The organism is Sphingomonas abaci, assembly GCF_014199625.1.
Taxonomy (GTDB): domain Bacteria; phylum Pseudomonadota; class Alphaproteobacteria; order Sphingomonadales; family Sphingomonadaceae; genus Sphingomonas; species Sphingomonas abaci.
In genome coordinates this window covers 1-17,174 of sequence record NZ_JACHNY010000025.1, presented here as the reverse complement: position 1 = coordinate 17,174, position 17,174 = coordinate 1, and the positions used below count along the sequence as shown (strand labels likewise).

General features: G+C 66.0%; 12 protein-coding genes and 3 pseudogenes. 7 read left to right on the top strand and 8 right to left on the bottom strand.

Translation table 11 applies throughout. The features are described from left to right. Positions 1–143: 143 nt before the first annotated feature. Together GGQ96_RS20775 and GGQ96_RS20770 are read left to right on the top strand one after the other, a co-directional pair. Positions 144–518, top strand: a pseudogene (locus GGQ96_RS20775) (electron transfer flavoprotein subunit beta/FixA family protein); the annotation flags it as partial. Positions 519–679: 161 nt separating this feature from the next. Then, positions 680–1,609 carry an electron transfer flavoprotein subunit alpha/FixB family protein gene (locus GGQ96_RS20770; RefSeq protein ID WP_184117151.1) on the top strand — a complete coding sequence of 310 codons (930 nt, stop codon included), beginning with the start codon at positions 680–682 and terminating at the stop codon, positions 1,607–1,609. Between the two features lie 126 nt (positions 1,610–1,735). On the opposite strand, the gene GGQ96_RS20765 is transcribed toward GGQ96_RS20770, so the two are convergent. From GGQ96_RS20765 to GGQ96_RS20755, 3 genes are read right to left on the bottom strand one after another with little or no spacing between them, the layout of a single operon-like run. Continuing rightward, a complete protein-coding gene (locus GGQ96_RS20765) occupies positions 1,736–3,835 on the bottom strand; it encodes a malate synthase G (protein ID WP_132883706.1) in 2,100 nt (699 codons plus the stop codon). 11 nt (positions 3,836–3,846) lie between these two features. Further along, the gene (locus tag GGQ96_RS20760; RefSeq protein ID WP_165890034.1) at positions 3,847–4,023 is read right to left on the bottom strand and encodes a hypothetical protein; all 177 of its coding nucleotides are present in this window, start codon (positions 4,021–4,023) and stop codon (positions 3,847–3,849) included. A 12-nt stretch (positions 4,024–4,035) separates the two neighbouring features. Then, complete coding sequence (locus tag GGQ96_RS20755; RefSeq protein WP_132883707.1) at positions 4,036–5,625, bottom strand: isocitrate lyase; 1,590 nt, start codon at positions 5,623–5,625, stop codon at positions 4,036–4,038. 120 nt (positions 5,626–5,745) lie between these two features. On the opposite strand from GGQ96_RS20755, the gene GGQ96_RS20750 reads away from it, so the two are divergent. Then, entirely contained in the window at positions 5,746–7,143 is a 1,398-nt protein-coding gene (locus GGQ96_RS20750) for a short-chain fatty acyl-CoA regulator family protein (RefSeq protein WP_132883708.1), read from the top strand. Positions 7,144–7,309: 166 nt separating this feature from the next. Here GGQ96_RS20750 and GGQ96_RS20745 read toward each other — a convergent pair. Next, a protein-coding gene (locus GGQ96_RS20745; protein WP_425506723.1) for an IS3 family transposase occupies positions 7,310–8,439 on the bottom strand; the annotation gives its coding sequence in 2 pieces (ribosomal slippage) (positions 7,310–8,178 and positions 8,178–8,439; 1,131 coding nt in all). A 348-nt stretch (positions 8,440–8,787) separates the two neighbouring features. On the opposite strand from GGQ96_RS20745, the gene GGQ96_RS20740 reads away from it, so the two are divergent. The 3 genes from GGQ96_RS20740 to GGQ96_RS20730 all read left to right on the top strand — a co-directional run bounded on the left by GGQ96_RS20740 (position 8,788) and on the right by GGQ96_RS20730 (position 12,832). Continuing rightward, complete coding sequence (locus GGQ96_RS20740) at positions 8,788–11,250, top strand: membrane-bound PQQ-dependent dehydrogenase, glucose/quinate/shikimate family (RefSeq protein WP_425506722.1); 2,463 nt, start codon at positions 8,788–8,790, stop codon at positions 11,248–11,250. A gap of 191 nt (positions 11,251–11,441) precedes the next feature. Further along, positions 11,442–11,879 carry a hypothetical protein gene (locus tag GGQ96_RS20735; RefSeq protein ID WP_125960852.1) on the top strand — a complete coding sequence of 146 codons (438 nt, stop codon included), beginning with the start codon at positions 11,442–11,444 and terminating at the stop codon, positions 11,877–11,879. After that, on the top strand, positions 11,876–12,832 hold the full coding sequence (locus GGQ96_RS20730) for a cation efflux transmembrane domain-containing protein (protein WP_184117149.1): 957 nt from the start codon (positions 11,876–11,878) through the stop codon (positions 12,830–12,832). The genes GGQ96_RS20735 and GGQ96_RS20730 overlap by 4 nt, the downstream gene beginning before the upstream one ends. A 39-nt stretch (positions 12,833–12,871) precedes the next feature. On the opposite strand, the gene GGQ96_RS20725 is transcribed toward GGQ96_RS20730, so the two are convergent. The 4 genes and pseudogenes from GGQ96_RS20725 to GGQ96_RS20710 all read right to left on the bottom strand — a co-directional run. Then, complete coding sequence (locus GGQ96_RS20725; RefSeq protein WP_184117148.1) at positions 12,872–13,810, bottom strand: NADP-dependent oxidoreductase; 939 nt, start codon at positions 13,808–13,810, stop codon at positions 12,872–12,874. Between the two features lie 45 nt (positions 13,811–13,855). Continuing rightward, a complete protein-coding gene (locus GGQ96_RS20720) occupies positions 13,856–15,847 on the bottom strand; it encodes a protein-L-isoaspartate(D-aspartate) O-methyltransferase (RefSeq protein WP_184117147.1) in 1,992 nt (663 codons plus the stop codon). 3 nt (positions 15,848–15,850) lie between these two features. Next, positions 15,851–16,039 (bottom strand): DUF3008 family protein, encoded by a 189-nt coding sequence (locus tag GGQ96_RS20715; RefSeq protein WP_184117146.1) that lies wholly within the window; start codon positions 16,037–16,039, stop codon positions 15,851–15,853. 70 nt (positions 16,040–16,109) lie between these two features. Next, positions 16,110–16,399 (bottom strand): annotated as a pseudogene (locus GGQ96_RS20710) (integrase core domain-containing protein); the annotation flags it as partial. Positions 16,400–16,579: 180 nt separating this feature from the next. Here GGQ96_RS20710 and GGQ96_RS20705 point away from each other — a divergent pair. After that, positions 16,580–17,091, top strand: a pseudogene (locus GGQ96_RS20705) (transposase); the annotation flags it as partial. Positions 17,092–17,174 lie beyond the last annotated feature (83 nt).

Sequence of the window (17,174 nt, the reverse complement as noted above, 5' to 3'; positions counted from 1 at the left end):
ACCTGGCGACGATCATGGCACCCGACGTCCGCTTGTCAGCTTAAAGTGTCATCTCTAAGTTGCGGAGAGGTGTCATTTGCACGTTGCGCTTACACTCAAGCAATGAAACACAAGATCGATAACATAGATTATGTTAAATTGGCCAGACCGGACAGATGCTGGCGGGGCTGCTCGGCTGGGGTCAGGGTACCTTCGCCTCGAGGGTGACGCTGGCGGCGGACAGCGTCACCGTGACGCGTGAGGTGGATGGTGGGCTGGAAACCGACCGCTTCACCCTCCCCGCGATCGTCACCACCGACCTGCGCCTCAACGAGCCGCGCTATGCCTCTCTGCCCAACATCATGAAGGCTAAGAGCAAGCCGCTCGCCCAGAAGACGCCGGCCGACTACGGCGTCGACGTCACCCCGCGTATCAAAACGCTCAAGGTGGTCGAGCCTGGCAAGCGCCAGGCGGGCATCAAGGTAGCCGATGTCGACGAACTGGCGATGAAGCTCCAGGCGATGGGCATCGCAAAGTAAGGATGATCCTCCCCTCCCCGTTTGCTGAGGAGGGGCTGAGCGAAGTCGAAGACCCGTCTCGAAGGGCCGCGCCTCCAGGTGGACGTGTTTCGAAACGGCATTTCGACAGGCTCAATGCCTCCTCGACGCGAACGGGTGGGAGTGGCTGAAGGAACGGAAGCATGAAAACGTTGGTCTGGGTCGAGCATGACGGTTCGACGGTAAAGGATGCCACACTCGCCGCGGTCACCGCCGCGTCGAAGCTGGGCGAGGTGAACCTGCTCGTCGCCGGGCAGGGAGTGGACGGCGTTGCCCAGGCTGCCGCGCAGATCGCTGGCTCGGGCACGGTGCATGTCGCCGACGATGCCGCCTATGCACATGCGCTGGCCGAGAATGTCGCCCCGGTGGTGGTTCAGCTGATGGGGAACCACGATGCCTTCGTTGCGCCTGCGACCACCACGGGCAAGAACATCGCGCCGCGTGTCGCCGCGCTCCTCGACGTGATGCAGATCAGCGACATATTGTCAGTCGAGGGCGAGGATAGCTTCACCCGCCCGATCTATGCCGGCAACGCGATCGCGACCGTGCAGACGAGCGACGCCAAGAAGGTCGTAACCGTCCGCACCACCGCCTTCGACAAGGCGGCCGCAACTGGCGGGTCGGGCACGGTCCAGCCCGTCACTTCGACGGGCGATAAGGGTGTGTCCACCTATGTCGGCTCCGAACTTGCCGAGAATGCACGCCCCGAGCTCACCAGCGCCAAGGTGATCGTTTCGGGCGGCCGGGCACTCGGCTCTGGCGAGAAGTTCCACGAACTGATCGAGCCGCTTGCCGACAAGCTGGGCGCGGGCGTCGGCGCGAGCCGCGCGGCGGTGGATGCGGGCTATGTTCCCAACGACTATCAGGTCGGCCAGACCGGCAAGATCGTCGCACCGGAAGCCTACATCGCGGTCGGCATCTCCGGCGCGATCCAGCACCTGGCGGGCATGAAGGACTCCAAAGTGATCGTCGCGATCAACAAGGACGAGGACGCACCGATCTTCCAGGTCGCCGACATCGGCCTGGTGGGAGATCTGTTCACAGTCGTGCCGGAACTGACGGCGAAGCTGTAGGCCGGGTGAGGTGGGCTGGCTGGTCGGGTGTGGGCGCTTCGCAGCACCCGTCAGACAGCCCGCCGGTGACACGGCTGAAAGAAGCATCTTCTTCAAGTTGCGAATCGCCGCAGTTCAGTACCGACGCTAAGCCGCAGACTTCGAGTGCATATTCCCCGCACTTTTTGCCTGAAGACGGAATCGATGTAGCAGCGGCTCGGTGTAGCCGTTCGGCTGGGCGACACCCTCGAACACGAGCGCCTTTGCCGCCTGCATCGCGAAACTGTCGGGTGTGAGCGGCCGGTACAGCGGATCGCCGGCATTCTGCCCATCCACCCTCGCCGCCATACGGGCGAAGGCCGCATCCACTTGCTCGTGCGTGGCAACGCCGTGAAGCAGCCAGTTCGCCAAGTGCTGCGCACTGATCCGAAGCGTCGCGCGATCTTCCATCAGGCCGACATCGTGGATGTCCGGCACCTTGGAACAGCCCACGCCCTGGTCGATCCAGCGAACCACATAACCCAGGATACCCTGGACATTGTTGTCGAGTTCGGCCCGCACTTCTTCGGGCCGCCAGTTCCGCCTGGTCGCGACCGGAACGGTCAAGAGGTCGGCGATCGGGGCCACCACTTCCCCGGCCCGCGCCGCCTGGCGGTCCGCCACCTTGATCGCGTGGTAGTGCGTCGCGTGCAACGTCGCCGCGGTCGGACTCGGCACCCAGGCGGTGCTGGCGCCGCTCATCGGATGTGCCGCCTTGTGCGCCAGCATGTCCGCCATGCGGTCGGGCGCCGCCCACATGCCCTTGCCGATCTGCGCCCGTCCAGCCAGTCCACAAGCCAGGCCGACTTGAACGTTGCGATCCTCATAGGCGCGGATCCACGTCGCTTCCTTCATCTCGCCTTTGCGGATCATCGGGCCGGCATGCATCGCGGTATGCATCTCGTCTCCCGTACGATCGAGGAAGCCGGTGTTGATGAACGCGATCCGGTGCCGGACGGCGGCGATACAGGCGGCGAGGTTGGCGGAGGTGCGTCGCTCTTCGTCCATGACGCCGACCTTGATCGTGTGGCGCGCGAGGCCGAGCAGGTCCTCCACCGCGTCGAACAGACGGTCGGTGAAGGCGCATTCCTCCGGCCCGTGCATCTTGGGCTTGACGATGTAGATCGACCCCGCACGGCTGTTGCGGCGACGGCCGAGCCCCATGAGGTCGTGCAGCCCGACCAGGCTGGTGACGATCGCGTCGAGTATGCCTTCCGGTGCCTCGCTGCCATCCGGCAGCAGGAGCGCTGGCGTGGTCATCAGGTGGCCGACGTTGCGCACGAACAGCAGCGAGCGGCCAGGCAGGACCAGCTCGATCCCATCCGGAGCGACGTAGCGCCGGTCCTCAGCAAGCCGCCGCTCCAAGCGCCTGCTACCCTTCTCGAACATGACGGTCAGGTCGCCGCACATCACGCCCAGCCAGTGGGCATAGCCCGCGACCTTGTCCTGCGCGTCCACTGCCGCGACAGAGTCCTCCAGGTCGACGATCGTCGTCAGCGCCGATTCGAGCAGCACGTCCGCGATCCCGGCCGGATCGCTCCGGCCGATCGGGTGTGTGCGGTCGATCACCAATTCGATGTGCAGACCGTTGTGGCGCAGCAGCAGGTTCTCGCCGGACCGGCCGATCAGCTGGCGAGGGTCGGCGAGGTCGGGCGCATCACCGCTCCACTCGGCCCAGCTTTTGCTCGCCAGCGGAACGGTGCGGTCCAGAAACTGCCTGGCCCAGGCAATCACCTGCGCCCCACGCCCGGCATCGTAGCCGCCCGGAGGCGCCGTACCCGGCAGCGCGTCTGTGCCGTACAGCGCGTCATAAAGGCTGCCCCAGCGGGCGTTCGCCGCGTTGAGCAGGAAGCGCGCGTTCAGCACCGGCACGACCAGCTGCGGCCCGGCCAACTGTCCTACCTCCGCATCGATGCCGCTGGTATCGATGCGGAACGGCGCGGGCTCGTCCGCCAGGTAGCCGATGCCGCGCAGGAAACTCTCATCCACCGCTTCGCCTGCTGCGTAACGCGCGTCGATCGCTGCCTGCAACTCGTCGCGCCGCGCCAGCAGCGCCCGGTTCTCCGGCGCGAACCGCTGAAAGATCGCGGCCACCCCCGCCCAGAACCGGTCGGGCGCGATGCCTGTCGCCGGCAATGCCCGCGCCTCCACAAAGGCCGCCAGCACTCCAGCGACACGCAGCCCCGCCCGATCGCAATAGGTTGTCATCGTCCCTCGGCTCAACCCAGTCGGCCTAGCCGGTGGAACAGGTTGACGTACTTCACCGACTCCGGCGCGTCCTGAACCTCCGGCTGCTTCAGGTAGTGCATCACCGCTTTCCTGAGCAGACCGAAATCCTCGTTGGAGAAGACGGCTCGGGCGCGAGCGGGGGTGGGCTGGATGGTGTCGGTCGTCATGCTTCCTCTCCTTCAGGCGAACTGGTTCATGGTGTTGTGAACGCCGCCGGCTTTCAGGGCGGAATCCCCGGCGAAATATTCCTTGTGGTCGTCGCCGATGTCGCTGCCGGACATGTTCTGGTGCCGGACGCAGGCGATGCCGTCGCGGATCTCGCGACGCTGCACGCCGGCGACATAGCCAAGCATTCCCGCTTCCCCGAAATAGTCGCGGGCGAGGGTGTCGGTGCTGAGCGCCGCGGTATGATAGGTCGGCAGCGTGATAAGGTGGTGGAAGATGTTCGCCCGCGCGCTTGCGTCGCGCTGGAACGTCCGAATCCTCTCGTCCGCCTCGCGCGCCAGCTCGGTCCCGTCATAGATTACGCTCATCAGCGCCGCGCGCTCGTAGTCGGCGAGATCGCGCCCCTCCGCCGTCCAGGCGTCGAACACCTGCTGGCGGAAGTTCAGCGTCCAGTTGAACGAGGGCGAGTTGTTGTAGACCAGCTTGGCGTCGGGAACAACCGCGCGGATGCGGTCGGTCATGGCCGCGATCTGCTCGATATGCGGCTTCTCCGTCTCGATCCACAGCAGATCGGCGCCATGCCGGAGTGCCGTCACGCAGTCGAGCACGACCCGGTCCGCACCGGTGCCCTCGCGGAACTGGAACAGGTTGGACGGCAGCCGCCTGGGCCGGACCAGCTGTCCGTCCCGTTCGATCAGCACGTCGCCGCGCAGGGCCGCGAGGTCGCTGACCTCCTCGCAGTCGAGAAATTCATTATACTGGCCGCCGAGGTCCCCCGGTTCGCGGCTATAGGCAATCTGCTTGGTCAGCCCCGCGCCGAGTGAGTCAGTGCGGGCGACGATGATCCCGTCCTCCACGCCCAATTCGAGGAAGGCGTAGCGGCAGGCGCGGATCTTGGCGATGAAGTCCTCATGCGGGACGGTGACCTTGCCGTCCTGGTGGCCGCACTGCTTCTCGTCCGACACCTGGTTCTCGATCTGGAGCGCGCAGGCGCCCGCCTCGATCATCTTCTTGGCGAGGAGATAGGTCGCCTCGGCATTGCCGAAGCCGGCGTCGATGTCGGCGATGATCGGCACGACATGCGTCTCGAACGCGTCGATACGTTCCAGCAGGTCGCGCTCGCGTGCGTGGTCGTTGGTGGCCCGCGCGGCGTCGAGGTCACGGAACAACAACCCCAGCTCGCGTGCGTCCGCCTGCTTCAGGAAGGTGTAGAGCTCCTCGATCAGTGCGGGAACGCTGGTCTTCTCGTGCATCGACTGGTCGGGAAGCGGCCCGAACTCGGACCGGAGCGCCGCCACCATCCAGCCCGACAGGTAGAGATACCGGCGCGCGGTGGAGCCGAAATGCTTGCGAATGCTGATGACCTTCTGCTGGCCGATGAAGCCGTGCCAGCAGCCGAGCGACTGGGTGTACCGCGCCGGGTCAGCGTCGAACGCTGCCATGTCCGCCCGCATGATCCGCGCCGTATGCCGCGCGATGTCGAGCCCGCAGTCGAAGCGGTTCTGGAGCCGCATTCGCGCAGCTGCCTCCGCTGCGATGCCGTTCCAATTCCCGTGGCGCGCGATCAAACCCACCAATTCCGCGACAAGGTCCTGATAGATCATTGATCCCTCCGTAAGTCGTAGGCGGTGGTGAACGGGCCCCGTACGGATCGGAAGGACGGATATTGACGATGGGTCAGATCGTGACTTGATCACGTTGTCGTATGATGACAAACCGACAGTGTGGCGCCAAATCGCGATCGGAAGCTTTATCTCGGACCGCGCCTGCGGATGCTCCGGCGCGAGCTGGGCATCAATCAGACGCGCATGGCGGAGGAACTGGGCGTCTCGCCGAGCTACCTCAACCATCTGGAGCGGAACCAGCGTCCTCTCACCGCGCAGATGCTGCTGCGACTGGCGGACACCTATGACATCGACGTGCGCGGCTTTGTGGCGGGCGCGAACGAAGCTGCGGCGAGCGACCTGCACGAGATCTTTGCTGACGATCTAGTCCGCGAGATCGGCATCGGCCGCCAGGAGGTGTTGGAAGTCGCAGAAAACTACCCCGGCGTCGCGGAGGCGGTGAAGCGGCTGTACCGCGCACTTGCGGACCTGCGCCAGTTACCCGCCCGGGTCGAAACGGCGGGCGCGTCAGATACCCGCCTGTCCTCGCCCCTCGCCTGGTCGCGCGACTGGCTAGACCGGCGTCGCAATCATCTTCCCGAGCTGGACGAAGCGGCGGAGGCGCTATCGCTGGGCATCTGCGACGATCCGGAGGTGCTGCGCGAGGCGATGGTAGCGCGATTGCGCGAACAACATGGCACCACTGTTCGGGTCGTCCCGATGGAGGTTCTTCCCGGCGCGCTACGCCACTACGACTTGCACCGGCGCCGCTTGATGCTCTCGGAACAGCTCTCGGCCGCGAGCCGCCTGTTCGGCATCGCCGTGCAGCTGGCGCAAGTGGAGTTGAGCGAGGCTATCGCTGCTGCCGTTGTGATCGCCGGTCCGCCCAATGCGGAAACGCGAGCGCTCGCCTTCCAGATCGCGACGAACTACGCGGCGGCCGCGCTGGTAATGCCCTATGCCCGCTTCCACGCCGCCGCCGAAGCAAGTCGATACGACCTCGACCTCCTCTCACATCGCTTCGGCGCGTCGATCGAGCAGGTCGCACACCGGCTGACCACGCTTGATCGACCGGGTGCGCGAGGCGTCCCGCTGTTCTTTCTCAAGCTGGATGTTGCCGGCAATGTTGCCAAGCGTTTCGCGGAGGCAAGCACGCCCTTTGCCCGCTTCGGTGGCGGTTGCCCACGCTGGCGCGTCCACCGGGCAATACGCCGGCCTGGGGAGACAGTGGTCGACTTGGCCGTGTTGCCGGACGATGCGAGATATCTGACCTGGGCACGGGCGATCAGCGCGCCCGCAGATACAGAACCGACGCTGCTGGTTCTGGGCTGTGAGGCGCGCCACGCCGATCGGATCGGATACGCAGCCGCGGCGAGCGGAACAACACCGATCGGTCCGGCCTGCCATCTATGCGAGCGCCCAGACTGTCCGGATCGTTCGCTTCCACCGATCACGCGAGCACTCGCCCCGGAGACGTTCCGAAGGCCTACCACGCGTTATACCTTTCGCCAGATCTAGCGTCGTACGTTGTTTCACGCCGGTTCTGGTCCTGACGAGCTTTATGAAAGCTCGATCCTAGAGCGGTGGCTTAAGCCCGCGATGGTCGCCATGACGATGCTTTCCTGGTGACCGCGCGTGCTCACACAGTTAGTCGGGAGCATCGCAGTGACGGTCCCCCGGTTTCTCATCCGGGCGTGATGCGAGCTTCCGGCTTGCATCCGCCGGGGTTAACCCCGGCGGATGCAGCATATTCAGCTGGCGTCAGCCAGCCAAGAGCCGTGTGAGGACGGCTCTCGTTATAGTCCCGCCGCCAAGCCTCGATCTTGATCCGGGCATCAGCCAGCGACAGGAACCAGTGGCTGTTCAGGCACTCGTCGCGCAGGCGACCATTGAAGCTTTCGACGAAGGCGTTGTCGGTAGGCTTGCCCGGCCGCGAAAAGTCGAGCGTGACGCCGTTTTCATAGGCCCAGCGGTCGAGCGCCTTCGAGATGAACTCCGGCCCATTGTCCACCCTGATGGTCTTCGGCGCACCACGCACCGAAGCGATCCGCGCCATCGCGGTCACCACCTGCTCGCCCTTGATGCCCTGGTCGACGTCGATCGCCAGAGCCTCGCGCGTGAAGGCGTCGACCACCGTTAGCGCTCGCAGCCGGCGACCGTCGAACAGCGCGTCCGAGACGAAGTCCATCGACCACATCTCGTTCGGCGCCGATGCCGCCGGCTGGCGCTCGCGGTTCGCGGCGCTGACGTTGCGGCGGGACCGCCTGAGCCGAAGGCTCAATCCATCCTCCCGATACAGCCGGTACACACGCTTGTGGTTCACGAGCCAGCCTTCCCGCCGCAGTAGAATACAGATCCGGAAATAGCCGTAGCGCACCCGTGCCGCCGCCAGATCGCGGATGCGCAGCCGCAGAGGAGCCTGGTCTGGCTTGTGCGACACGTAGCGCACCGACGAGCGGTCGACGCCGAGCGCGAGGCAACTGCGCCGCTCGCTGATGCCATGGGACGCCTGGACGTGCGCGACAATCTCGCGCCGCCGCCCAGGCGTCAGAGCTTTTTTGCGAGCACGTCCTGCAGGATGTGCTTGTCGAGGCTCAGGTCCGCGACGAGCTGCTTCAACTTGCGGTTCTCGTCCTCGAGCTGCTTCACCCGCCGCAACTCGCCCACACCCAGCCCGCCATACACCTTCTTCCAGCGGTAGAACGTCTGCTCGGATACCCCCATCCGCCGGATCACCTCCGCCACCGGCGTGCCGGTCTCCGCTTGCTTCAGCGCGAACGCGATCTGCTCTTCCGTGTACCTCGACTTCTTCATGTCCCAGCTCCTTGCACACAGGCTTTAAAGGGCCGGAAAACTCTCACTCAGCTTGGATGAAAAAACAGGGAGAACGTCACCTGTCAGCAGCACCCAAATACTCTGCCGGTCAAAGCCATTCATGGAACGGATGCAAACTCCGTCCATTCTCCTTCCGTTGAGGAGGGCGAGCATGACCACGACGACGCACCCGAGGCGATCTTGGCCGATCCAACCCATAGCTGATCTTGCGACTATGGTCCCAGGTCCCTTGCAGCAACTCAGACTTCGATCCGACCGGAAAGGGCGCTGCGCGCTGGTGAAGCAGCATAGCTTGCGCGGCAACGGTCGTCGTGAAGGAGCCCCGTCGTGACCGACTCCAGAACCTCTTCCTTCGGCAGTCCCCCTTCGCAAGTGCAGGCGGGTCCAGAAACACGCCGCTGGGGTAGCTGGAGTTCGATCGTCGTCGGCGCCGTGATCGCGCTGATCGGACTGATCCTGGCGGCAGGAGGCGCATGGCTCGCCATGCTGGGCGGGTCCCTCTATTATCTGGTCGTCGGCGTCGCGATGGCGGTGGCAGGCGCTCTGCTCATCAAGGGGCGGCTTGCCGGCGGCTGGCTGTATCTCGGCATCGTCGCTGTCACCTTCATATGGGCATGGTGGGAATCGGGTCCGGATGCCTGGGCGCTGGTGCCGCGGATCGTCGCGCCCGTCGTGCTGCTGGTCGCCGTGCTGCTCGTGATGCCGACGCTGAGCTGGCGGCGCAACCGCTGGCAGCTGGCGCTGGGCGGCGTGGCGGCGGCGGTGCTGGTCACCGGGGTGAACCTGTGGGTGGCGGACGCCAATGCGCCCAATCCGATCTGGAGCCAGCTGCCCGCACCCGGCACCGCCGGCATGGCGGATCCGTCCGGCCAGCAGGTCGGCGCCGACTGGCCGGCCTATGGCGGCACGTACAGCGCCCGGCGCTACTCGCCGCTGGCGCAGATCAATCCGGCAAACGTCGGCAAGCTGAAGCGGGCGTGGGTGATCCACACCGGCGACCTGCCGAAGTCGGAGAAAATCCGGAACACCTATGGCGCGGAGACGACGCCGCTGAAGATCGGCGACACCATCTATCTGTGCACCCCCAAGAACATCATGATCGCGCTGGAGGCAGCGACGGGCCGGGAGCGCTGGCGCTACGATCCCAAGGTGCCGGACGAGGCGATCCCCTATACCGCAGCGTGCCGCGGCGTCGTCTATTATGCGGTTCCGGGCATGGCAGCCGACCAGGCTTGTGCGACCCGGATCATCGAAGGCACGCTCGACGCGCGCCTGATCGCCGTGGATGCACGCAGCGGCCGGCTGTGCCCGGATTTCGGCACCAACGGCCAGACGGATGCCAAGATCGGCATGGGAGAGGTGCCGCCGGGCTTCGTGTCGATCAATTCGCCGCCGACGCTGGTACGCGGCGTGCTGGTGACCGGGCATCAGGTGCTGGATGGACAGGACCGCTGGGCGCCCTCTGGCGTGATCCAGGGTTTCGACGCCCGTACCGGACAGCTACGCTGGGCGTGGGACATGATGAACCCGCAGTGGAGCGGTTATCCGCCCGAGGGCCAGACCTGGGCACGCGGCACCCCCAACATGTGGACGATCGCCTCGGGCGACGAGCAGCTGGGTCTGGTCTATCTTCCGATGGGCAATGCGGCGGTGGATTATTACTCCAGCCTGCGCCGGCCGGAGGAGAAGCGGTTCGCAACCTCGCTGGTCGCAATCGACGTGACCACCGGCAAGCCCCGCTGGCGCTTCCAGGCGGTGCGCAACGACGTCTGGGACTATGACTTCGGCGCGCAGGCGACGCTGGTCGACTTCAAGGGCACCCCGGCGCTGGTGCTGCCGTCGAAGCAGGGCGACATCTATGTGCTGGACCGGCGTAACGGCCGCGCGCTGACGCCGGTGGGGGAGATCCGTGCCCCCTCCGGCGGCGTCGAGCCGGAGCAGCGCGCCGCCACCCAGCCGGTGTCGCTGTGGCACACGCTGCGCAAACCCGACCTGGCCGAGCGCGACATGTGGGGCATGTCGCCGATCGACCAGATGATCTGCCGCATCCAGTACCGCAAGGCGAGCTACAAGGGCTTCTTCACGCCGCCCGAGGCCGGGCGTCACTCGATCGAATACCCCGGCTATAACGGCGGCACCGATTGGGGCGGCATCGCGATCGACCCGCAGCGCGGGGTGATCGTCGCCAACTACAACGACATGCCCAACTACGTCACGCTGGTGCCCCGTGCCGAGGCGAACAAGCGGGGCTGGGCGCCGCGCGATCAGGCGCGCGGCGACATCGGCGGCGCGGAGGGTGCCGGCGATCCGCAGGCGAACACGCCCTATGCGGTCGACGTGAATGCCGGCTGGCGCAACAAGTTCTGGCCGTTCTCGAAGAACGGCACCGGCATGCTGTGCAAGGAGCCTCCCTATGGCGGCATCCGGGCGATCAACATGGCCGACGGCAAGATCATCTGGGATCGTGCGTTCGGGACCGCACGCACCAACGGGCCGTTCGGTATTCCCTCGATGTTGCCCTTCACCATCGGCACGCCCAACAACGGTGGCGCGGTGGTGACCGCCGGCGGACTGGTGTTCATCGCCGCGGCCACCGACAATCTGATCCGGGCGATCGACCTGCGCACCGGCAAGACGATCTGGCAGGATGTGCTGCCGGGCGGCGGCCAGGCGACGCCGATGACCTATGAAGCGAACGGCAAGCAGTATCTGGTGATCATGGCGGGCGGACACCACTTCATGGAAACGCCGGTCAGCGACGCGCTGATCGCCTATGCGCTGCCCGATTGAGGCGGGTGCCCGGGAGCAGGTCGCGAAGGCGCACCCTGCTCCCGGCGACGGGCGGCTGGTGCCCGGGGCAGGTATCACGGTCGACAGAATGCAAGTCGGGGGGCGTATCGTTCCGCTCCTGTCCGAGGACCGCAGCCAGCTCGGCTTCCGCCTGATTCGGTAATCGGGCGAAATCCGATATGGGGTGGCGCATGCGAGCCCTGTTCCCCCTCTTCTTCTTTCTGTTGGCCAGCTGCGGGGACATCCCGCGCGATCCGGACGGCAGCCTGAAACGCATCCGGCGAGAACGGGTCCTGCACGTCGGAATGGTCGAGGGCGCCGATCTCCAGAGCATCCGCCGTGCCGACGCCCTGATCGCGGCCTTGGCGAAGGACACCGGGGCGAACCCGGCCGTGACCCGCGACGGGCAAGAGGCGCTGCTGCTGCGACTGGAAGCCGGCGACCTCGACATCGTGGTCGGCGGGCGTTTCGCCGAAGACACACCTTGGAAGACCCGCGTCACGCTTGGTCCCCCGCTCGCGTCCGAGACGGCAGCGGCAAGCACGCTGAACGACCATGCGGTGACACGCAACGGCGAGAATGCATGGATCATGCTGGTGCAACGAGAGGCAAGGAAGGTGGCACGATGAGCAACGCCCTGCCCGAAGCGCTCGTGCCGCTGATGCGCCGCGCCGAGCGGCTGGAATGGTGGTCGATCGCCTGGACGATCAGCGTGATCGCCGTGATGGGCGCGGCAATGGGATCCAGCCAGACGATGAAGACGGCCTGGATCGAGGATTGCCTGAGCCTGATCCCGCCGATCGTGTTCCTGGTCGCCGTCCGGGTTGAGCGCTGGGCGCCGACAAACCGGTTTCCGAACGGCTTCCAGCGCGCGCCCAGCCTCGCCTTCGCCATCGCGGCGGCAGCGCTGACGGCGCTCGGTGGAAGCTTGCTGGTGAACTCCGCGATGAGCCTGTTCGCGCAGGAACATGCCACCATCGCTGCCATCGACGTCTTTGGTCACGAATTATGGCTCGGCTGGGTCATGGTCGCAGCCCAGATCTATTCGATCGTGGTGCCGCTGGTGCTCGGCCGGCTGAAGCTGCCGCTGGCCAGGGCACTCAACGACAAGACGCTGTTTACCGACGCGCAGACCCAGAAGGCGAACTGGATGACCGGCATCGCCGGGATCGGTGGCGTGATCGGGATCGGGCTCGGCTATTGGTGGGCCGATGCCGTAGCGGCCGGCATCATTGCTCTGGACATCCTCAACGACGGATTGCGCGCCCTTCGTGCGGCAACGGCCGAGCTGGTGGACGGAACGCCGCGGGCTCTCGACAGTCCGAAGATCGCCGAAGATGCCGCCGCCATAGACCAGCTACTCAGAGCCCGCTTCCCGGGCGCGGAGGTCCGGTTGCGCGAAACCGGCCGGATCATCCACGCGCAAGTGATCGGCGCGACGCCTCCTGCACAAAAGGTGGATCCCGCAACCTATTGGACTGGGGATCCGGAACGATCCTGGCGCCTGGGCCAGATCAGCTTCGTGGCACCCGAGCCTTTTGAGCAGGAGCCCGCGGCATCCGCATCGAAGGGGAACGGCTGAGTCCTATGCCGGTGCTGACCGACCGCCCGCGCCGCTGATTTAGAAGGTCAGCACGATCTTTCCGCGGACATGGCCCTTCTCCAGCCGCTCGTATGCAGAGGGCGCGTCTTCGACGGGAAACACCGCGGCAACCTCGACCTTCACCTTGCCCGCGTCGATCAGCGCCGCGATTTCGCCGAGCTGCTTCGTGTTGACCTGTGCCAACCAGCGTTCCGGCACGCGGATGTTGCGGTCCCTGCCCTTGTCGGGTTCGGCGACATCGAGCGTGGAGACGAGCGTGCCACCGTCGCGCAGCACGGCAAAGGACCGGGTCTGCGTCTCGCCGCCGACCAGGTCGAGCACGAGGTCGATGTCGGTCGCGACGTCCTCGAACCGCTGGTTCTTGTAGTCGATCGCCGTATCCGCGCCGATCGAGCGGACATAGTCGAGATCGTCCGTCCCCGCGGTCACGAACACCGTCGCGCCCTTTGCCTTTGCGAACTGGACGGCGAGGTGTCCAACGCCACCGGCACCGCCGTGGATCAGCACGCGTTGACCCGCCTGCAAGCCGCCGTGGTCGAACAGCCCCTGCCACGCCGTCATGCCCGCCAGCGGCACCGCGGCCGCATGCACGAGATCGATCGAGGCTGGCGCGGCGGCAAGCTCCAGCGCCTTCACCACCACATATTCGCTCTGCCCGCCGCGATCGAAGCCGATGAAGGCGAAAACGGGATCGCCCTTGCGGAGCATATAGTGCGCACGCGTGCCGACCGCCTCGATCGTCCCGGCAAGGTCGCGGCCCAGAATGGCGGGCAGCGCGTCCTCGCCGACCGGCGGGAACTCGCCCTCGCGCGTCTTGTAGTCGACAGGATTCAGGCTGGCGGCGGCGACCCGGACCAGCACCTCGTCATCCTTGGCCTGGGGGATCGGGACCGGTTCGACCCGCAGCACCTCCGGCCCACCAAATGCGTGCACCCTTACCGATTTGCTCTCGTGCATCTGTGCCTCCTGAAACTTGGGCAGGCCCTTCTCGTGGGCCGATCGTCACTCGCCGAACGGATAGGTCTCGGGCATGCCGCGATGGTGCTCCGGACCCAGCGGCGTCACGGCGCGGGTCGTGTCGAACCACACATAGGCGTCGAACTGCTCGGGCAGGACCGCGTCGCTATAGTGGCTCCAGCGCTCCGTGTCGGGGCGATAGATGACGCCGATGAAGCGCTCCAGCCGCGGTTCCGCCAACGCGCGCCGCAGCGCCTCGTGCCGTCCGGGCGCAAGATCGAGCAGAAACCGCTCGGTGCCGCTGTCGTGGCATAGCCGCTCATAGCTGTCGCGACGGGAGGGATTGACGCGCTTCACCTCCATGTCGCCGTCCCAGTCAGTCGCTGCGGCCACGGTGCCGCTATGGGTGCCGAAGCCGATAGACGCGACCGCATCGCCCCACTCCTCGCGGCAGAGCTGCCCGATGTTCAGCTCGTCCCGCACCTGCCCCATGTCGGTCGCACGCGCGTCGCCGATGTGGCTGTTGTGCGCCCAGACGATCGCCTTGGCGTCCGGCCCCTTGGCATCCAGCAGATGGCGCAGGGTCTCGAACATGTGCGTGTCGCGCAGGTTCCAGCTCTCCGCGCCGCCATAGTACATGATCCGGTAGTAGCGCTCGGCCGACGCGACCAGCCGCGCGTTCTGCGCCGCATCCAGGAAATCGTCGCCGTCCTCCGCCGCATAGTCGAGCTGCTTCTGGAGCAAGGCCTGGCACTGCTCGATCACGGCCCGCTCGCACTCGGCATAGCCCCGGCTGAGCGCCGCGCGGCCATAGGTCGCCGGGTTCTTCTGCCAGGGCGTGAGGCATCCGTACCGCTCGCGCGCCGCGGCACCGGCTTCGGGATCGATCCGGTCCAGATAGTCGAGCACCGCGCCGATCGACCCGGACATGTTGTAGATGTCGAGCCCGTAGAAGCCGGCACGGTCGTGCATCGGCCTGTCGGCATTGTGCGCGTGCATCCAGCGGATCAGCGCCTGGACGTCGGTGTTGCGCCACATCCAGGTGGGGAAGCGCTGGAACGGCGTTTCCGCGCCGGGCCGCGGCTCGCGATGGCGGACGAAGCGGTCGACGGTGGCGGCATCCGGCCAATCCGCCTCGACCGCGACGATGGTGAAGCCGTGGTGCTCGACGAGGTGCCGAGTGATGGCGGCACGCGCCTGGTAGAATTCGCTGGTGCCGTGGCTCGCCTCCCCCAGCAGCAGCACCCGGCGATCCGCGAACCGATCGAACAGGCGGCCGAATGCCGGATCGTCGAACGCGGGCAGCGGCTCTGCCGCTTCGGCGATCATCTCCGGCAGCGTCTGCTTGCGCGAGGCGCCGGGGGTGTGATTGCTCGCCGAGCGGCTGCCATCCTCCGGCCAGCCATGGGCGCCGATCAGCGGCACGAACGTGACGGCGCCGAGGTTCTGCTCCTCGAAGCTATCCTCGGTGATGCGGGTCACCTTGCAGAGCTTCTGATCGCCCGGTTCTCCCGCCGGCACGATCAGGTGCCCGCCCACCGCCAGTTGCTGCTTCAGCGCATGGGGTACATCCGGCCCGCCCGCGGACACCAGGATCGCGTCGAACGGAGCTTCGGCCGGCAGTCCGCCGCTGCCGTCGCCACTCTCGATCCGGACGCTGTCGTAGCCGAGCGCCTCGATCCGCGCCGCCGCTGCGGTGCCGAGCTGCGCATGCCGTTCGACGGCGAACACCTGATTGGCGACCTGGCCGAGAACGGCGGCGGCGTAGCCGGATCCGGCCCCCACCTCCAGCACCCGATCCTGCCGCCCGATCTCGGCCGCCTCGATCATGGCCGCCACGATGAACGGCTGGGAGATCGTCTGTTCCGCCCCGATCGGCAGGGGCGTGTCCTCATACGCGAATTCGGCAAGCGCCTTCGGTACGAAACGTTCGCGCGGCACCGTGCGCATCGCGTCGAGCACCGCCGCGTCGCGAATGCCACGCCGCGCGATCTGCACGTCCACCATCCTGGCGCGGGCGGCAGCGAAGTCGGTCATGGTTCAGCCCTTGCTGTCGTGCTCGGGCTTTCCCTTGCGCTTGGTGTGCGCCAACTCCTCCAGCTGCTTCTCGCTCATGGAGTCCTCCATGCTCTTGGAGGCACCTTTCAGCTTCGACTTCGGGGTGTCGCCGCGCTTGGCGCTGAGCGCGGCACCGGCGGTCTTCTGCTGGGCGGCGGGCTTTGCGGGCATCTTCACTCTCCTCTCGAGAGAGGTCAACGCACCGGGGCAACCATGGTGCCTCAACCGAGAGCGACGGTTCCTAGGTGTTCAGTCCCGGCATCTGGTGGATCGGATCGACGATGAACCGGTCTGGCTCTGACGTCCAGATCTTGGCGATGTATTCGTAGGGTGTGAGGCCGCTGAGCGTCTTGAGCCGGCGGGCAAGGTTGTAGGCGGCCATGAAGTCGGCGAGGTGCGTCCGGAGCTGGTCGTGGGTCTCGTAGTGAAGCGTTTGACGGTTGCCTCCTTGATGGTGCGGTTCATCCGTTCGACCTGACCGTTCGTCCACGGGTGGTTCGGCTTGGTGAGCCGGTGTTCGATGTCGTTCGCCTCGCAGATCATGTCGAAGCGCATCTGGCGCGACCAGGCGGTGTTCCGGTTGCGCGGCTGCTCGGCGAACTGAATGCCATTATCGGTCAGGATCGTGTGTGTCCGGTACGGCACGGCTGAGCTGCCCCCTTCTGAGTGGTCCATCGACTATGACAGTCTGGATCGAGGAAGGGACGACGAATGCCAGCGAAGAAGCACAAGCCCGAGGAGATCATCGGCAAGCTGCGTGGGGTTGAGATCATGCTGGGCCAGGGCGGCACGACGGCCGAGGCATGCCGGCGCATCGCAGTCAGCGAGCAGACCTATTACCGATGGCGCAAGGAATATGGTGGTCTGAAGACGGATCAGGCGCGGCGGATGAAGGATCTGGAGAAGGAGAACCTCCGGCTGCGTCGCGCGATCTCGGACCTGACATTGGACAAGCTGATCCTGCAGGAGGCGGCGCGGGGAAACTTCTGAGCCCCGCACGGCGCCGGCGGTGCATCGACCAGGTGCGTGAGGTGCTGGATGTGTCCGAGCGACGGGTGTGCCGCGTCCTCGGGCAGCATCGGTCGACGCAGCGCAAAGTGCCGTGTGGGGCAGATGACGAGGAGGCGCTGACCGACGACATCGTCGCGCTGGCCAGGCAGTACGGGCGCTACGGCTATCGCCGGGTAACCGCACTGCTGCATGCGGCCGGCTGGTCGGTGAACCACATGGCGTAATCAGGAGCGGTGCTCGTTGGGATAGCCTGTCGTCCCCTGAAGAGGAGGACGGAAGATGACCTGCTATGTTG